Genomic DNA, 16,366 nt, shown 5'->3' on the forward strand with positions numbered 1-16,366 from the left:
AAAATCAGCGCCGGCCACCGTCAGATTCTTCGCCCGGGATCCTGCCCCGCTCTCACACTCAACGGGCCCGCCTGCCAGCAAGCGGCAGCGAGCCGCTATGGCGCTTTTCGACGTAGCTCAAGCGTAAAATCATAGTAATCATTCAGGCACCAGGTCCGGGTGTATTCCACGGGCCTGTCATCGGAGGTGAAGCCGATCCGGGTCACCAGCAGAAGCGGCTCATCTTGTTTGATGTTCAGATAGTAAGCCAGCTGACTGTCCGTTGATACGGCCCGGAAATGCTGAGTTGCCCGCAGCACCGGTGAGCCTTTTGTCTCCAGGTGCAGATATAACGATTCATCCATTTCGCTGATTTTATCCAGCAGATGCGCAGGCAAAACCGCCGTCTGCAGGGAAACGGCGATACCGTTAATTTTCCTCAGCCGGGTCAGCTCGACAATTTCACTTTGACCGTCTGTCAGTTGCAGAGCGCGGCGCTCCTCCTGGGTCGCTAACCGCCGCAGATATCCCACCAGCTCGCTTTGCGCTGTGCCTCCGCTCGCTGCCGCCATTTCACTAAAACTTTCCAGCGACGGCAGGGACTGGCGCACCTGCGGAGCCACGAAGGTACCGGACCCCTGATTCCGAATCAGAACCCCTTCCTCCAGCAACTGCTGTAATGCTTTTCGGGCTGTGCCTCGCGCAATTTTCAGCATCTCTACCAGCGCCCGTTCTGACGGCAGAACATCGCCTGGACGCAGCCGGCCTTCAGCAACGGCTGACTTAATGGCGTTAACCAGCTGCATATACAGCGGCAACGCGCTGGATTCATCGAGATAAAACCCGGGATGCGAAGTTGTGTTCATCGTCTCTCTGCGCAAGTGGTGACTGGTCCAGCTCCTGTGAACCAATTCTTAACCAATAATCGATCGTTGTCATCCCCAAATCAGACGCAGAGAAAAGCCTCTCAGATCACAAAATGGCCATTTTGTCGTAGTCAGGATCTCTTTTTATTCAGTATGGTTCACTAATGGTACACAAGTGGTTTAGTTTTAATTAAACCAAAGATGGCCGATGACGACTGAGGTGAATTTATGCAGGGAATTTTTTTCGCCAGCATCCAGCGACGGGTCGAGGCGCGGATAGTGCCTGCCCAGGCCGCAGGTAAAATCAGAGTACGAATTCAGCAACGAGGCATATCCCGATGAAAACTAAACGCTTGCTGGACTGCTGTGCCTCCGATTTTGTATCGATGAATAAAGAGCAGCTGCTGTATGCCATTCGCGCCAGCGAAGGTCGGGTAATGGTCAGCGAATCTATCGCCATCACTCAGCCATTGCTGAACAATGTCACCAATGCCGAGCTTGCCGCATCGCAGGGTGCGGATATCTTGCTGATTAATATGTTTGACAGTGAAAACCCGCATATTGAGGGGTTGCCTGCCGATATCGCACCGGACAAAACGTTGCATGAACTGCAGCGCCTGACCGGGCGTATTATTGGTGTCAATCTGGAGGCGGTAGATCCGGAATTTGCGGTTGCCCATGACGATATCTGGAAAATGAGACCGGGGCGCTCGGCAACGGCTGACAATGCCCGTAAGCTGGTCGCGATGGGAGCGAAAATTCTGGTGTTAACGGGCAACCCGGCTAACGGGGTCAGCAACCGGGCGCTGGGGATAGCGGCCGAAGAGATTCGCCAGGCGGTGGGCGACAGCGCGGTGATTATCACCGGGAAAATGCACGGTGCGGGAGTGGTGCGCGAAAGCGGCAGCAGCATTATCAGCGAGCAGGATGTTATCTGGTTCGCCGCCCAGGGGGCGGATATTGTGTTGCTCCCGGCCCCAGGCACGATACCGGGAATGAGTCAGCAACGTGTGGCATCGCTTATCGATACTGCGCATGCGCATGGCGTGCTGGCGATGACGGCGATTGGGACCTCCCAGGAAGGCGCTGATGTCGGCACCCTTCGTCAGATAGCGTTGATGAGTAAAATGGCGGGCGCCGACCTGCACCATATTGGCGATACGGGTTATATGGGGATGGCATTACCGGAGAATATTCTGGCCTACAGTATTGCTATTCGCGGGGTCAGGCATACCTACACCCGCATCGCGCGTTCGGTTTATCGGTAAACAGGTATCATCGGTACCTGAGTCGTCTCTCATCCGGCACAGAAAAACGCGCCGAATGAGAGAGTGTAGAGCCTGTCCCGGCAGGCGTTATAGCACAGGCAGTTTGCACAGGGACCGCGGTGAAACCACGGCGTACAGGTCGTTCGTGAGTCTTCGCTGCGCTCCCCCTTCGGGCGGCCCTGAAAGGCGTTCAAAGATACATCGTTGTGAGCACGCCCCGGGTCAAAATGACCAGCAAAATCGTCCTGTTGAGACAGGCTCTTGATTTCAGCAAAACAATGGTTCGTTAACTTTGCGTCAGTTTCGCGCCATTGTTCCTCTCCACCACAATAAGGATATCCTGATGAAAAAGCGTGTACTCGCCCTTTGCTTTGCCAGTCTCTTTTCGGTTAGCGCCTTTGCGCTGGTTCCCGCCGGGAATGATGCCACCACTAAGCCCGATCTCTACTATCTGAAAAATGCCCAGGCCATTGACAGCCTGGCGCTGCTCCCGCCGCCGCCGGAAGTGGGCAGCATTGCGTTTTTAAACGATCAGGCGATGTATGAGAAAGGCCGTCTGCTGCGCGCCACCGCCCGCGGCAAGCTGGCAGCAGAGGATGCCAACCTGAGCGCGGGTGGCGTGGCCAACGCCTTCTCCGCGGCATTCGGCTCCCCGATCACCGAAAAAGACGCCCCGGCGCTCCACAAGCTGCTCACCAATATGATTGAAGACGCGGGCGATCTGGCGACCCGGGGCGCGAAAGAGAAGTATATGCGTATTCGTCCGTTTGCCTTCTACGGCGTGTCCACCTGCAATACCACCGAACAGGATAAGCTGTCGAAAAACGGCTCCTACCCTTCCGGACACACCTCTATCGGCTGGGCTACCGCCCTGGTGCTGGCTGAAATCAACCCGCAGCGCCAGAATGAGATTCTCAAACGCGGCTATGAGCTCGGTGAAAGTCGGGTGATCTGCGGTTACCACTGGCAGAGCGATGTTGACGCCGCGCGGATTGTCGGCTCAGCGGTGGTTGCCACCCTGCATACCAATCCGGCCTTCCAGCAGCAGCTGCAAAAAGCCAAAGACGAGTTTGCGAAACAGCAGAAATAGTCGACGCGACAGCCCGGCGGTTCACGCCTGCCGGGCTATGCTTACGCGATGTTGCTCAGAAACGGACCACAAACGGCGCGGTGTCCGGCAGAGAAACGGTGGTTGAGGCTTTAAGCTGCGGCGTTCCCAGATAGAGAAAACCGACGATTTTATCCTGCTCGCGGCAGGCAAAACCTTCACGGACGATCGGGCTTTCGGTCAATGCACCGCTGCGCCAGATACCGTTAAAGCCTTGCGCCAGCGCCGCCATCTGCATGGCCATCACCGCGCAGCCGGCCGACATTTCCTGCTCCCATTTCGGCACCTTCGGGTGATCTTCGCAGCGAGCGACGACGGTGATAATCAGCGGGGCGCGGAACGGTGCACTGCGGGCCTTTTCAATGCCTTTGTCATCCTGCCCGGCCTCAATCGCCCCTTTCTCCAGCAGTTGACTGAAGCGTTCACGGCCTTCATCAGAAATAATAAAGAAACGCCAGGGTTGCAGCGTCCCGTGATCCGGGGCGCGCAGTCCGGCACGGAGAATGTTTTCCAGTTGTTCACCGGTCGGCGCCGGCTCGGCAAGACGAGAAGCGCTGCGGCGGTTTATCAATAGTTCGAGAGCATCCATCTATGTGACTCCTGTGATGTCATTTTTCATAAAATTAACATGCGCAGGAATTTTGTTACAGCACGACCGGTGATTCCTGCTGACAACCGCCAGCCGTCTCTTTAGGATAACCAGACGCGGCAACTCATGCGGTTAGCCCATTTTTAACAATGTTAGGGAGAATACATGCGAACTCTTTGGCGGCTGCTCGCCGGATTTTTTAAATGGACATGGCGGGTACTCAACTTTATTCGCCAGCTCGCACTGAACCTGGTTTTCCTGTTGCTGGTTCTGGTTTGTGTCGGTATCTGGGCACAGTTCAGCAGCACCACCACGGAACATACCGCTCGCGGCGCGCTGCTGATGGATATAACCGGCGTGGTGGTCGATAAACCGTCCGCCAGCAGCAAACTCGGCGTGATCGGTCGTCAGCTCTTTGGGGCCAGTTCCGATCGTCTCCAGGAAAACTCGCTGTTTGATATCGTACAGACTATTCGCCAGGCGAAAGATGACCGCAATATCACCGGTATCGTGCTGGATCTGAAAAATTTTGCCGGCGGCGATCAGCCTTCGATGCAGTATATCGGTAAGGCGCTGCGCGAATTTCGCGATAGCGGCAAACCGGTGTATGCCGTGGGGAGCAGCTACAGCCAGGGGCAGTATTATCTGGCCAGCTTCGCCAATAAAATCTGGCTTTCGCCGCAGGGTGATGTCGATCTGCACGGTTTTGCCACCAACGGCCTGTATTACAAATCGCTGCTCGACAAGCTGAAAGTCTCCACCCACGTTTTCCGCGTCGGGACCTATAAATCGGCGGTCGAGCCGTTTATTCGCGACGATATGTCGCCTGCCGCCCGGGAAGCCGACAGCCGTTGGATTGGCGAGCTGTGGCAAAACTACCTCAATACCATCGCCGCTAACCGCCAAATCACGGCTCAGCAGCTGTTCCCTGGCGCTCAGGGGCTGATTGATGGTCTGCGTAAAGTGGATGGCGATACGGCGCAGTACGCGCTGAACAACAAGCTGGTTGATGAGCTGGGCACCGCCACCGACGTGGAGAAGGCGCTGACTAAACAGTTCGGCTGGAGCAAAGCGGATAATAACTATCGCGCCATCAGCTATTACGATTACAGCGTGAAAACACCGTCCGAGCAGGGCGCCACCATTGCGGTGATCTTCGCTAACGGCGCGATCATGGACGGCGAAGAGACGCCGGGTAACGTCGGGGGAGACACCACCGCCGCGCAGATTCGCGATGCCCGCCTCGATCCGAAGGTGAAAGCGATTGTTCTGCGCGTCAACAGCCCGGGCGGCAGCGTCAGCGCCTCGGAAGTGATTCGTGAAGAGCTGGCGGCAGCAAAAGCCGCGGGTAAACCGGTGGTGGTTTCCATGGGCGGCATGGCCGCTTCCGGCGGCTACTGGATCTCCACGCCGGCCAATTATATCGTCGCCAACCCAAGCACCCTCACCGGTTCGATTGGCATCTTCGGCGTCATTAACACCGTCGAAAATACGCTGGATTCGATCGGCATCCATACCGATGGCGTGGCGACGTCGGCGCTAGCGGACGTATCAACCACCAAATCGCTGCCGCCTGAAGTTCAGCAGCTGATGCAGCTGAGCATCGAAAACGGCTACAAACGTTTTATCACGCTGGTGGCCAACGCGCGTAACAGTACGCCGGAGAAAATCGACCAGATTGCCCAGGGCCATGTCTGGACCGGTGAAGATGCGAAAGCCAACGGGCTGGTCGATAGCCTGGGCGACTTTGATGACGCGGTGGCAAAAGCCGCGGAGCTGGCGAAGCTGAAACAGTGGCACATCAACTACTATCAGGAAGAGCCGACGTTCTTCTCGATGGTGATCGATAACCTGACCGGTTCGGTCCGCGCGTCGCTGCCAGCGGCACTGCAGGCCTGGCTGCCGGCGCCGGTTGCCGCCGCGGCCAATGCCGTCAAGGCTGAGAGCGATAAGCTCGCCGCGTTCAACGATCCGCAGAACCGCTACGCATTCTGCTTAACCTGCGCCAATATCCGCTAATTCCTTCATGCAGCCCAGTTCCCCCGACAACTCAATGTTGTCGGGGGAACACTACGCGGCCAACGCACCTGCAACCTGATGTATGACGGGTATCCCCTGAATAATTCGAGTGCCAGGCAGGCGGCAAGCGGGCGCATCCCCGGGAGCATAGTCCGCTATGTGACCGGGGTAAACACGCGTGGCCAACGCACCTGCAACGTGAAGTATGACGGGTATCCCCTAAATAATTCGAGTTCCAGGCAGGCGGCAAGCGGGTGCATCCCCGGGAGCATAGTCCGCTATGTGACCGGGGTAAACACGCGCGGCCAACGCACCTGCAACGTGAAGTATGACGGGGATTGCGCTGTATTTTTTTAGCGGTCACCTTATACTGCGCCTGTCTACGTACAACCTAAGCGATGATATGCAAAAGAAATCGATTTACGTTGCCTACACCGGTGGGACCATCGGTATGCAGCGCTCAGAACACGGTTATATCCCCGTTTCCGGCCACCTGCAGCGTCAGCTGGCGCTGATGCCTGAGTTCCACCGTCCGGAGATGCCGGACTTTACGATTCATGAATATGAACCGCTGATGGACTCTTCCGATATGACGCCGGAGGACTGGCAGCACATCGCCGACGACATCCGCGCGCATTACGACGAGTACGACGGCTTTGTTATCCTCCACGGCACGGACACCATGGCCTTTACCGCCTCAGCGCTGTCGTTCATGCTGGAGCATCTGGGCAAACCGGTTATTGTGACAGGGTCACAAATCCCGTTGGCCGAACTGCGTTCCGACGGGCAGATCAATTTGCTGAATGCCTTGTACGTTGCCGCTAATTACCCGATTAATGAAGTGGCGCTGTTCTTCAATAATCGTCTCTATCGCGGCAACCGCACGACCAAAGCCCATGCCGATGGTTTCGATGCCTTCGCCTCCCCCAATCTGGCGCCTTTACTGGAAGCCGGGATCCACATTCGTCGCCTCGGTACACCGCCAGCCCCACAGGGTATCGGCGAGCTGGTTGTGCATCCCATCACGCCACAACCCATTGGCGTCGTTACGATCTATCCGGGCATTTCTGCCGATGTGGTACGTAATTTCCTGCGTCAGCCGGTGAAAGCGTTGATTCTGCGCTCCTATGGCGTCGGCAACGCCCCGCAAAATGGCGAGTTCATTCAGGTTCTGGCGGAAGCCAGCCAGCGCGGGATCGTGGTCATCAACCTGACCCAGTGCATGTCCGGCAAGGTCAATATGGGCGGGTATGCCACCGGTAACGCCCTCGCCCAGGCGGGCGTCATCAGCGGTTTTGATATGACCGTTGAGGCCACGTTGACCAAGCTACACTACCTGCTGAGTCAGAACCTGAGCGTCGATGAGATCCGCAACCTGATGCAGGAAAACCTGCGTGGCGAACTGACCCCCGATGAGTAAGGAGAACCGATGACGAATCGCGCACTACTGCTGGTCGATTTACAAAATGATTTTTGCGCGGGCGGCGCGCTGGCCGTACCGGAAGGTGATAGCACAATCGATATCGCCAACCGATTGATCGACCATTGTCTTGCCCGCGGAGAAACCGTCGTCGCCAGCCAGGACTGGCACCCGGCAAACCATGGCAGCTTCGCCAGCCAGCACCAGGTCGAACCTTATACCCAGGGACAGCTCGATGGCCTGGTGCAAACGTTCTGGCCCGATCACTGCGTGCAGAACGGCGAAGGTGCGGCGCTGCATCCGCTGTTGCAGCAGCAGGCGATTGCCGCGGTGTTTCATAAAGGGGAAAATCCGGCCATCGATAGCTACAGCGCCTTTTTTGACAATGGACATCGGCAAAAAACCCGGCTTGACGAGTGGCTGCGCCAACGCGAGATCACCGATCTGATCATTCTTGGGCTGGCAACCGATTACTGCGTCAAATTCACCGTGCTGGATGCGCTGAACCTCGGCTATACCGTCAACGTGATTACCGACGGCTGCCGCGGAGTCAACCTCCAGCCGCAGGATAGCGCGCACGCCTTTATGGAGATGGCCGCCGCGGGTGCTACGCTGTACACCCTCGACGACTGGCTGGAAACTCAGGCCTAAGCCTTGTCCCCGAACTTGTGCCCGAAGCCGCCGCCTCGGGCCATTTTCCCGCGTTTCTCTTTGACTATAAATTGAGCTGACTCGCAGATTCAACGCCCTATCGCTGGTAGTGTTAACGCGTTGTTTTTTCGCCACGCCATTTACGTGGCGTGTTTGTTTTTCAATGTCACTTTTTAAGTCAAAGAGGATCTGATATGAAGCTTTTGCCTTTACTGGCAGCATTCCCCCTGCTCTGCGCTTCCGTGGTCTCCGCCAGCGCCCTGATGTCCGTCGGCTACTTTAACGGCGGCGGTGACGTCACTGCCGGTCCCGGCGGCGATATCGATAAGCTGGACGTTCGGCAGATAACCCATCTCAACTACTCGTTTGGTCTGGTCTATAACGACGAAAAAGACGAAACCAATGACGCTTTAAAAGATGCCAGCAAGCTGCATCAGATTTGGCTGTCGCCGAAAGTACAGGCTGACCTGCAGAAAATCCCGACATTGCGCCAGCAGAACCCGAACCTGAAAGTCCTGCTTTCCGTCGGCGGCTGGGGAGCTCGCGGATTCTCCGGCGCAGCGGCGACGAAGGAAACCCGGGCGGTGTTTATTCAGTCCGCGCAGGAGATTGTTGAAAAGTATGGTCTGGATGGCATCGATCTCGACTGGGAGTATCCGGTCAATGGCGCCTGGGGACTGGTCGCCAGCCAACCGGCCGATCGCGATAACTTCACGGCCTTACTGAAAGAGCTGCGCGCGGCTTTTGGTAGCAGGAAACTGGTGACCATCGCCGTGGGCGCTAACGCCGAGAGCCCGAAAAGCTGGGTGGATATTAAAGCGATTGCGCCGTCGCTCGACTATATCAACCTGATGACCTACGACATGGCCTACGGAACCCAGTACTTCAACGCCAACCTGTATGATTCAACCCGCTGGCCGACGGTCGCGGCTGCGGATAAGTACAGCGCCGATTTTGTGGTCAATAACTATCTCGCCGCCGGTTTAAAACCGAGCCAGATGAACCTGGGGATTGGCTTCTATGGCCGGGTGCCAAAACGCGCCCTTGAGCCGGGTATCGACTGGACGAAGCCGGATGCGCAAAAAAATCCCGTCACTCAGCCGTGGTTCGGACCACAGCAAATCGCCCTGTTTTCATCGCTGGGTTTTGATCTGACGAAAGACACGTACGTGAAATATAACGACATCGTCGACAAAATGCTTAACGACCCGCAAAAACGCTTTACCGAACATTGGGATGATGAGGCGAAGGTACCGTGGCTGTCGATCCAGTCGGCGGACGGCAAAGCGCTGTTCGCGTTGTCGTACGAGAATCCGCGTTCGGTGGCGATAAAGGCTGATTACATTAAGCAAAAAGGTCTGGCGGGGGCTATGTTCTGGGAGTATGGCGCCGATGACCACAATCAGCTGGCGAAGCAGCTCGCGACATCGCTTGGGATTAAACATTAATCGGCGATCGGCCGTCGGGTGAGATAAGCGGCGCCCACCCGAAGGCTACAACTTTGCCCGGTAGCGGCGTTGCCTTACCGGGCCTGTTAAATCCAGCCGCAGGTCCTTGCAAGGATTACCGGGCCTGCTTAATCCAACTACAGGCCCTGCAAGGATTACCGGGCCTGCTTAATCCAACTACAGGCCCTGCAAGGGTTAACCCCTGCGGGCATCAGTCCGTCCCGTCACTGCATCTTCAGCGTGGCAATCGGCTTGGGCGCGATACCAAAATCTTCTTTCAGCTGCTGCTTGCTCTTCATCACCATCTGGCCGTTGGTGTCGATGGTCATGTGCTGCGCGTCGCTGTTATGCCGCGCCTGGTAGAGCATCACCAGCTGCAGGCTGTTCTCTTTCTGCTCGGGCGTTAAGGCCACACCATCCGGCCATTTTCCCAGCTCCACCGCCGTCGCCAGGCGCTGATACACTTCCGGCGTCATACTGTCTATTATTTGCTCGATTTCCATGGTCCGCTCAACTCCGCACTGGAATAATTTGCTGAATCGTTTCTTTAACCTTTAATCTGCTCGCCATTATCGTCGTCATTGAAGCTTAATGAGGCCGAATTGACGCAAAAACGCTCCCCCGTCGGCTGCGGTCCATCGGGAAATACATGTCCCAGATGCGCATCGCAGTTTCCGCAGCGAATTTCAGTGCGCTGCATACCGTGAGAGTAATCGTTCAGATAGCGAATCGCCTCCTCGCTCACCGGCTCGTAAAAGCTCGGCCAGCCGCAGCCTGAATCATACTTCGTTTGCGAGTGAAACAGCGGCGCGTCGCACACCAGGCAGTGGTAGACGCCGTCCCGTTTGTTGTGGAGCAGTCGTCCGGTGAACGGCGGCTCAGTACCGTGATTCTGCGTCACGTAAAACTGCATCTCGCTCAAATTTTTTTTGAGCTCGTCTGAGGAGGGTTTATTCGCCATGTGCTTGCTTCTCACTGTGAAAGGACAACTTTACGCCTCGATTCTAACAAAACATTAACAATGAAGCGTGGACTTTTGTTCTAAACTTATTCGATGCCAAAAGGCAGCCCAGATAATTGTGACTAACATCACATTTTTATCTTTAACGCCCTTTAAAATTCCGGGCGCGGCCCCAATATGGAATTGGGCTCAAAGGGAGAGTGAGGCAAAACATTCGAGCAAAGGTATGCTCAGGATTGATTTGTCGCAATGATTGACACGATTCCGCTTGACGCTGCGTAAGGTTTTTGTAATTTTACAGGCAACCTTTTATTCACTAACAAATAGCTGGTGGAATATATGACTATCAAAGTAGGTATCAACGGTTTTGGCCGTATCGGTCGCATTGTTTTCCGTGCTGCTCAGGAACGTTCTGACATCGAGATCGTTGCAATCAACGACCTGTTAGACGCTGACTACATGGCATACATGCTGAAGTATGACTCCACTCACGGCCGTTTTAACGGTACCGTTGAAGTGAAAGACGGTCATCTGATCGTTAACGGTAAAAAAATCCGTGTTACCGCTGAACGTGATCCGGCTAACCTGAAGTGGAACGAAGCAGGCGTTGACGTTGTTGCTGAAGCAACCGGTCTGTTCCTGACTGACGAAACCGCTCGTAAACACATCACTGCTGGCGCGAAAAAAGTCGTTCTGACTGGCCCGTCCAAAGACAACACTCCGATGTTTGTTAAAGGCGCTAACTTTGACAAATACGAAGGCCAGGACATCGTTTCTAACGCATCCTGCACCACCAACTGCCTGGCTCCGCTGGCTAAAGTTATCAACGACAACTTCGGCATCATCGAAGGCCTGATGACCACCGTTCACGCGACCACCGCGACTCAGAAAACCGTTGACGGCCCGTCTCACAAAGACTGGCGCGGCGGCCGCGGCGCAGCACAGAACATCATCCCGTCCTCTACCGGTGCTGCTAAAGCAGTAGGTAAAGTACTGCCAGAACTGAACGGCAAACTGACCGGTATGGCGTTCCGCGTTCCGACTCCGAACGTATCCGTTGTTGACCTGACCGTTCGTCTGGAAAAAGCAGCGTCTTACGAAGAAATCAAGAAAGCAATCAAAGCGGCTTCTGAAGGCGCAATGAAAGGCGTTCTGGGTTACACCGAAGACGACGTTGTTTCTACCGATTTCAACGGCGAAGTTTGCACTTCCGTGTTCGATGCTAAAGCAGGTATCGCACTGAACGACAACTTCGTGAAACTGGTTTCCTGGTACGACAACGAAACAGGTTACTCCAACAAAGTTCTGGACCTGATCGCTCACATCTCCAAATAAGTTGAGATGAGACATTGATCCAAAAAGGCGACCTCGGTCGCCTTTTTTTATGGCTTCATGTTTACGGCTAACCTTTAGGATTGCACCATGATTAACAAAATTTTTGCTCTCCCGGTAGTTGAACAACTTACCCCTGTCCTTTCCCGCCGCCAGCTTGATGAGCTGGAGCTGATCGTTGTTGACCATCCGCAGGTTAAAGCCTCCGTGGCTTTCCAGGGCGCGCACCTGCTCTCCTGGAAACCGGCTGGCGAAGAAGAAGTGCTGTGGCTCAGCAACAATACGCCGTTCAAAAACGGCGTCGCCCTGCGCGGCGGCGTGCCGGTTTGCTGGCCGTGGTTCGGTCCGGCGGCGCAGCAGGGTTTACCGTCCCATGGCTTCGCCCGTAACCTGCCGTGGGCGCTGAAAGGCCACGATGAAGATGAAAGCGGCGTGATGCTGACCTTTGAACTCAAAAGTAGCGATGCAACCCGCAAATACTGGCCGCACGAATTTACGCTCTATGCGCGTTTCAAACTGGGTAAAACCTGCGAGATCGAGCTGGAAGCGCACGGTGAATTTGAAACCACCTCCGCACTGCATACCTACTTCAACGTCGGCGACATTGCGGCAGTGAAAGTCAGCGGTCTGGGTGACCGTTATATTGATAAAGTGAAGAATGCCGAAGAAGGCGTATTAAGCAACGGTACCGAGACCTTCCCTGACCGTACCGACCGCGTCTATCTGAATGCCGAAGCCTGTAGCGTGATTCACGACGCTGCGCTGAACCGCAACATCGATGTTGTCCACCATCACCACAGCAACGTCGTGGGCTGGAACCCAGGCCCGGCGCTCTCCGTCAGCATGGGCGATATGCCGGATGACGGGTACAAAACCTTTGTTTGCGTCGAAACCTGCTGCGTCACCGAAACGCAGAAAACCAGCGAAGAGAAACCGTCTCGCCTGGCGCAAACTATCCGCGTCGTGAAACGAGGCTAGTCCCTTCCACTCCCGATAGCCGGGAGATGAGGGATTAAAAACAGGGCGATAACGCCCTGTTTTGTTTACTGACACTCGTGACGTTTTTCCGTTACCAGAATCCCACCAGTTTCATCCACGCGCCTCCCAACACTAACCAGATAGCAATCGAGGCCAGCGATACCACAAAACTGACTCCCCACCACTGCCCGGTCGTGTTATATCCCGAGCCAAACAGCGCTGGCCCCGGGCCCCCGGAGTATTGCGTAAGCCCCATCGACAAGTTTGAGGTATACCCCAGCACCAGCGCGGCAAACAGCGGCGGTACGCCGACGGAAACGGCCACGGCAAGAAATGCCAGATACATCGCGGAAATATGCGCCATCGCCGACGCGAAAAAATAGCGGGTGTAGAAATAAACCACGACAAGCAGTAAAAAAACCGTTATCCATTCGAAGTGGCCGACATAGCCGACAATTCGCTCCGATATCCAGCTAATCATGCCGTACTTATTGAGCGCATTGGCCATCATCACCAGTACGGCAAACCAGAACATGGTGTCCCAGGCCGTTTTTTCTTCGATAATATTCTTCCACGACATGATGTTGCTGATCAGCAGCACCATCAGTCCAATAAACGCCGAAAGCGTCGCGGGAATCGAAAAGAAAATATCACCGACGGTCCATAGCAATATCAGCAGGACAAAATCAAACGCCAGAATTTTTTCTGCCAGCGACATCGGTCCCATTTTACGCAGCTCTTCCCGGGCAATCGAGGGTATCTCCGGCGTTTTCTTCAACTGCGGCGGATAGATCGCGTAAATCACCAGCGGCAGCAGGATCAGTGAGACAATCCCCGGAGCAATGGCCCCGACAAACCAGGTCGTCCAGGTGATCTCTATTCCCTGGCTTCGCGCCAGTTCGGCAACCAGCGGGTTACCCGCCATCGCCGTTAAAAACATCGTGCAGACGATGGCATCGATCTGTGAAACGCAAATCATTAAAAAGGCGCCGGCTTTTCTCGCCGTCGCCCCTGGTTCTGACTGGTAAGCCGTGGCAATGGACTGCGTAATCGGGTACATAATTCCGCCGCCCCTCGCGGATGCCGAAGGGATCCCCGGTCCGAGGACGACATCTGACAGCGCCAGTCCATAGGCAACGCCCAACATGCTGGAACCGCATTTAGAAATAAACCACAGCGCCACCCGCTTGCCCAACCCGGTCTTGATCACCGCCCGGGAGATGAACATAGCGATACCAATCAACCAGATAGTCCCGTTAGCAAACCCGGATAACGCCGCAACTTTGTCGCTTTTACCCGGCGAGAGAGGCGTCACGCCCAAAAACGCAGAGACGATCAGCGCAATCATCGTCACCGCCCCCATCGGGAGCACCTTTAGAATGATGGCAAAGATAGTGGCGGCAAAAATGGCAAACATTTGCCATGCGTGGAGGGCGAGTCCATCAGGCGGCGGAGTAAACCAGATAATAACGCCGAAGAGTATCGTGAGAATCGCTTTCCACAGCGGGAAAGCCAGCTTCACATCCAGAGGCTTGTTAAGTTCAGTCATGTAAATCTCCTTTTTCTTTTATCTTTAAGGAGATAATCACCACTGGACCTTGATGTTCATCAACTAAGCGCCAAAGTGTTTTGGCGAATAACTGTTCTTTACACCATATCGAGCGGGACTTTTTTGCCCGGCGCGGGAAAAGCACTATCCAGCCGCGCCAGCTCCTGCACGGTGAGCGTTATCGACAGCGCAGCGGCATTTTGCGTAACATGCTCTACGCTTGCCGCTTTCGGGATAGCCATAACGCCCGGATGACTGATGACCCAGGCCAGCAGAATTTGGGCCGCGCTCACCCCTCGGTCTTCAGCAATATTTTTCACAACGCTGTGATTTAAAAGTCCATCGCGCAGACGTCCGGCCTGAGCCAACGGGCTGTAGGCCATCACCGGCAGCGACCGTTGCTGACACCACGCCAGCAGGTCATGTTCAATGCCCCGCGACGCCAGGTGGTACAGTACCTGATTGGTCGCGCACCGTTGGCCCCCGGCAACCTGCCACAGCGCCTGCATCGCGGCAGTATCGAGATTCGATACGCCCCAACGGCGAATTTTGCCCTGCGCCACCAGCCTCTCCATGCCCTCAACGGTTTGCGCAAAGGAAAACTCGCCGGCCCAGTGCAGCAGGTACATATCGAGGTAATCGGTCCCCAGACGGCGCAGGCTGGCCTCGCAGGCATCCATCATCTGCTGTCCACCCGCATGCCACGGATAGACTTTAGAGACCAGTACGACGCGATCCCGCAGGCCGCGAATCGCCTCTCCGACCACCTCTTCCGCCCCGCCATGTGCATACATTTCGGCGGTGTCGATGACCGTCAGCCCGCGTTCCACGCCCGCTCGTAGTGCAGCCACCTCCTGCGTACGTCGGGCCCTGTCTTCACCCATATACCAGGTTCCCTGCCCGATAGCAGGAACCGCCGCACGATCGCCAAAAGATACTGTTTTTTCCATCATCGCCTCCTCCGGTTATGCCGTTGCACCACCGTAATGCAAAACAGGGCGTTATGCCCTGTTTTGATGCACGAATTTCTTCGTTATGGTGCACGATCGTCTGCTCGACGATCGCTATCGTGTGCGATCAGAAGGTGTAGGTAATCCCCGTGGAGATCAGACCGCTCCAGGATTTGTCGACCATCGGACTGTCGGTGATTTCATTAGACAGGTGGGTGTAACGCGCCACGCCATACACGCTCCAGTCGCCGAGGAAACGATAGTTAGCCGACAGCTCAAGGTACGGGTTCCAGCTGCTATCCGGGTCGTAGCTACGCATGCCGCTACGATTAGACTCATGCTGAGAAACGCCGTAGTAGTATTCGTTCTGGTTATCGCTGTTCCACTCGAGGCCAATCCCCGGCGTCAAGGTCAGGTTGCCGTTGGTATAGCGATAAAGCCAGGCCGTATCCCAGGTGATACCGTTGCTGTTACCCAGCGTGTCGCCCGCAAGCGTCGTACGCAAGAAGCCGTACTGCGTGTTGTGGACATAAGAGAGCCCGGCCATCATGGTGGTTTTACGGCGATCCAACTTGCGCATTTGCTCACTATCGCTGTCGCCCGGCTTGAAGTACATCGGCGACCAGTAGGCGGTCACGGACAGCTTATCGGTGTTGTCATTCCACAAATAGTAGCCGCCACCGAGGCCGTGAAACCAAAAGCTGTCGCTCTCATAGCTAATTGCCGGGACGGGGAAAACATCGGCATCGTATTGTTTATAAGGGTTCTCGACGATACCCACGCCGGCCCCTAACGTAAATTTCCCTTCCGCGTGGGCAGCCGAAACAGAGGCCGCAAGGCACACGCTGAGTGCCAGAGGTTTGATCTTATTCACAATCCATATTCCCGTTTGTCAATTAATACGCCGGGGCAGTTTACCGTCGTAGGCCTCATGCCTCAAATTCTTTACCCGTCATTACATAAACCATTCAATTTCTCATCAACAGATGACCATAAACTTGCAGCCGGATGACAGCCCCATGACGCGGCCTGGCAAGACGTGCGAAAAAGCGCCTTTTTTCCGGATGAGTTATTGATATGTCATTGAAATTGATTTTTGCCGGCATGCAAGTTTTCTAAATGCATCTACGCTTTAATTTAGAAGAAGTGATTTTGGCGCACGTTGTCTGTGTCGCTTCGTCAACCTGGCATAAGGGTTGCTGGAGAATCGATGAACGTCGCGCAGTTTACCTCTTCCGGGAGCTCCCA

General features: G+C 55.3%; 15 protein-coding genes. 8 read left to right on the forward strand and 7 right to left on the reverse strand.

The window, feature by feature from the left end; genetic code table 11:
• Window positions 1–95 precede the first annotated feature (95 nt).
• Window positions 96–845: a GntR family transcriptional regulator gene (locus tag ROR01S_RS12405; protein WP_004860836.1), complete on the reverse strand. Its 750-nt coding sequence runs from the start codon at window positions 843–845 to the stop codon at window positions 96–98.
• A 338-nt stretch (window positions 846–1,183) separates the two neighbouring features.
• Here ROR01S_RS12405 and ROR01S_RS12410 point away from each other — a divergent pair, with 338 nt between their 5' ends.
• Both ROR01S_RS12410 and phoC read left to right on the forward strand, forming a co-directional pair.
• Window positions 1,184–2,113, forward strand: coding sequence for a DUF7916 family protein (locus tag ROR01S_RS12410; RefSeq protein ID WP_004860832.1), 930 nt, complete (start codon window positions 1,184–1,186; stop codon window positions 2,111–2,113).
• A 343-nt stretch (window positions 2,114–2,456) separates the two neighbouring features.
• Complete coding sequence (gene phoC / locus ROR01S_RS12415; RefSeq protein ID WP_004860829.1) at window positions 2,457–3,203, forward strand: acid phosphatase PhoC; 747 nt, start codon at window positions 2,457–2,459, stop codon at window positions 3,201–3,203.
• Window positions 3,204–3,258: 55 nt separating this feature from the next.
• Here the strand turns inward: phoC and ROR01S_RS12420 are convergent, their stop codons facing one another.
• Window positions 3,259–3,810: an NAD(P)H nitroreductase gene (locus ROR01S_RS12420; RefSeq protein ID WP_004860825.1), complete on the reverse strand. Its 552-nt coding sequence runs from the start codon at window positions 3,808–3,810 to the stop codon at window positions 3,259–3,261.
• Between the two features lie 165 nt (window positions 3,811–3,975).
• Here ROR01S_RS12420 and sppA point away from each other — a divergent pair, with 165 nt between their 5' ends.
• From sppA to chiD, 4 genes are all read left to right on the forward strand, one after another.
• Window positions 3,976–5,829, forward strand: a complete 1,854-nt coding sequence (gene sppA / locus ROR01S_RS12425) for a signal peptide peptidase SppA (RefSeq protein ID WP_064359534.1) — start codon at window positions 3,976–3,978, stop codon at window positions 5,827–5,829.
• Between the two features lie 403 nt (window positions 5,830–6,232).
• Window positions 6,233–7,249, forward strand: a complete 1,017-nt coding sequence (gene ansA, locus ROR01S_RS12430; RefSeq protein ID WP_015584600.1) for an asparaginase — start codon at window positions 6,233–6,235, stop codon at window positions 7,247–7,249.
• A gap of 9 nt (window positions 7,250–7,258) precedes the next feature.
• Window positions 7,259–7,900, forward strand: a complete 642-nt coding sequence (pncA, locus tag ROR01S_RS12435; RefSeq protein WP_004860817.1) for a bifunctional nicotinamidase/pyrazinamidase — start codon at window positions 7,259–7,261, stop codon at window positions 7,898–7,900.
• A 194-nt stretch (window positions 7,901–8,094) separates the two neighbouring features.
• Window positions 8,095–9,348, forward strand: a complete 1,254-nt coding sequence (gene chiD, locus ROR01S_RS12440) for a chitinase ChiD (RefSeq protein ID WP_004860814.1) — start codon at window positions 8,095–8,097, stop codon at window positions 9,346–9,348.
• Window positions 9,349–9,572: 224 nt separating this feature from the next.
• Here the strand turns inward: chiD and ROR01S_RS12445 are convergent, their stop codons facing one another.
• Both ROR01S_RS12445 and msrB read right to left on the reverse strand, forming a co-directional pair.
• Complete coding sequence (locus tag ROR01S_RS12445; RefSeq protein ID WP_004860812.1) at window positions 9,573–9,851, reverse strand: YeaC family protein; 279 nt, start codon at window positions 9,849–9,851, stop codon at window positions 9,573–9,575.
• 44 nt (window positions 9,852–9,895) lie between these two features.
• Window positions 9,896–10,309, reverse strand: a complete 414-nt coding sequence (msrB, locus tag ROR01S_RS12450; protein WP_004860809.1) for a peptide-methionine (R)-S-oxide reductase MsrB — start codon at window positions 10,307–10,309, stop codon at window positions 9,896–9,898.
• 339 nt (window positions 10,310–10,648) lie between these two features.
• On the opposite strand from msrB, the gene gapA reads away from it, so the two are divergent.
• Window positions 10,649–11,644, forward strand: a complete 996-nt coding sequence (gene gapA, locus ROR01S_RS12455) for a glyceraldehyde-3-phosphate dehydrogenase (protein WP_004860805.1) — start codon at window positions 10,649–10,651, stop codon at window positions 11,642–11,644.
• Window positions 11,645–11,731: 87 nt separating this feature from the next.
• Entirely contained in the window at window positions 11,732–12,619 is an 888-nt protein-coding gene (locus tag ROR01S_RS12460; protein ID WP_004860802.1) for a D-hexose-6-phosphate mutarotase, read from the forward strand.
• 91 nt (window positions 12,620–12,710) lie between these two features.
• Here the strand turns inward: ROR01S_RS12460 and ROR01S_RS12465 are convergent, their stop codons facing one another.
• From ROR01S_RS12465 to ROR01S_RS12475, 3 genes are all read right to left on the reverse strand, one after another.
• Window positions 12,711–14,168, reverse strand: coding sequence for a DASS family sodium-coupled anion symporter (locus ROR01S_RS12465; RefSeq protein WP_004860800.1), 1,458 nt, complete (start codon window positions 14,166–14,168; stop codon window positions 12,711–12,713).
• Between the two features lie 98 nt (window positions 14,169–14,266).
• On the reverse strand, window positions 14,267–15,121 hold the full coding sequence (locus tag ROR01S_RS12470; protein WP_064357155.1) for an aldo/keto reductase: 855 nt from the start codon (window positions 15,119–15,121) through the stop codon (window positions 14,267–14,269).
• A 124-nt stretch (window positions 15,122–15,245) separates the two neighbouring features.
• Complete coding sequence (locus ROR01S_RS12475; protein WP_004860797.1) at window positions 15,246–15,992, reverse strand: MipA/OmpV family protein; 747 nt, start codon at window positions 15,990–15,992, stop codon at window positions 15,246–15,248.
• Between the last annotated feature and the right edge of the window lie 374 nt (window positions 15,993–16,366).

The organism is Klebsiella ornithinolytica NBRC 105727 = ATCC 31898 (assembly GCF_001598295.1).
In the GTDB taxonomy this organism is placed as follows: Bacteria; Pseudomonadota; Gammaproteobacteria; order Enterobacterales; family Enterobacteriaceae; genus Klebsiella; species Klebsiella ornithinolytica.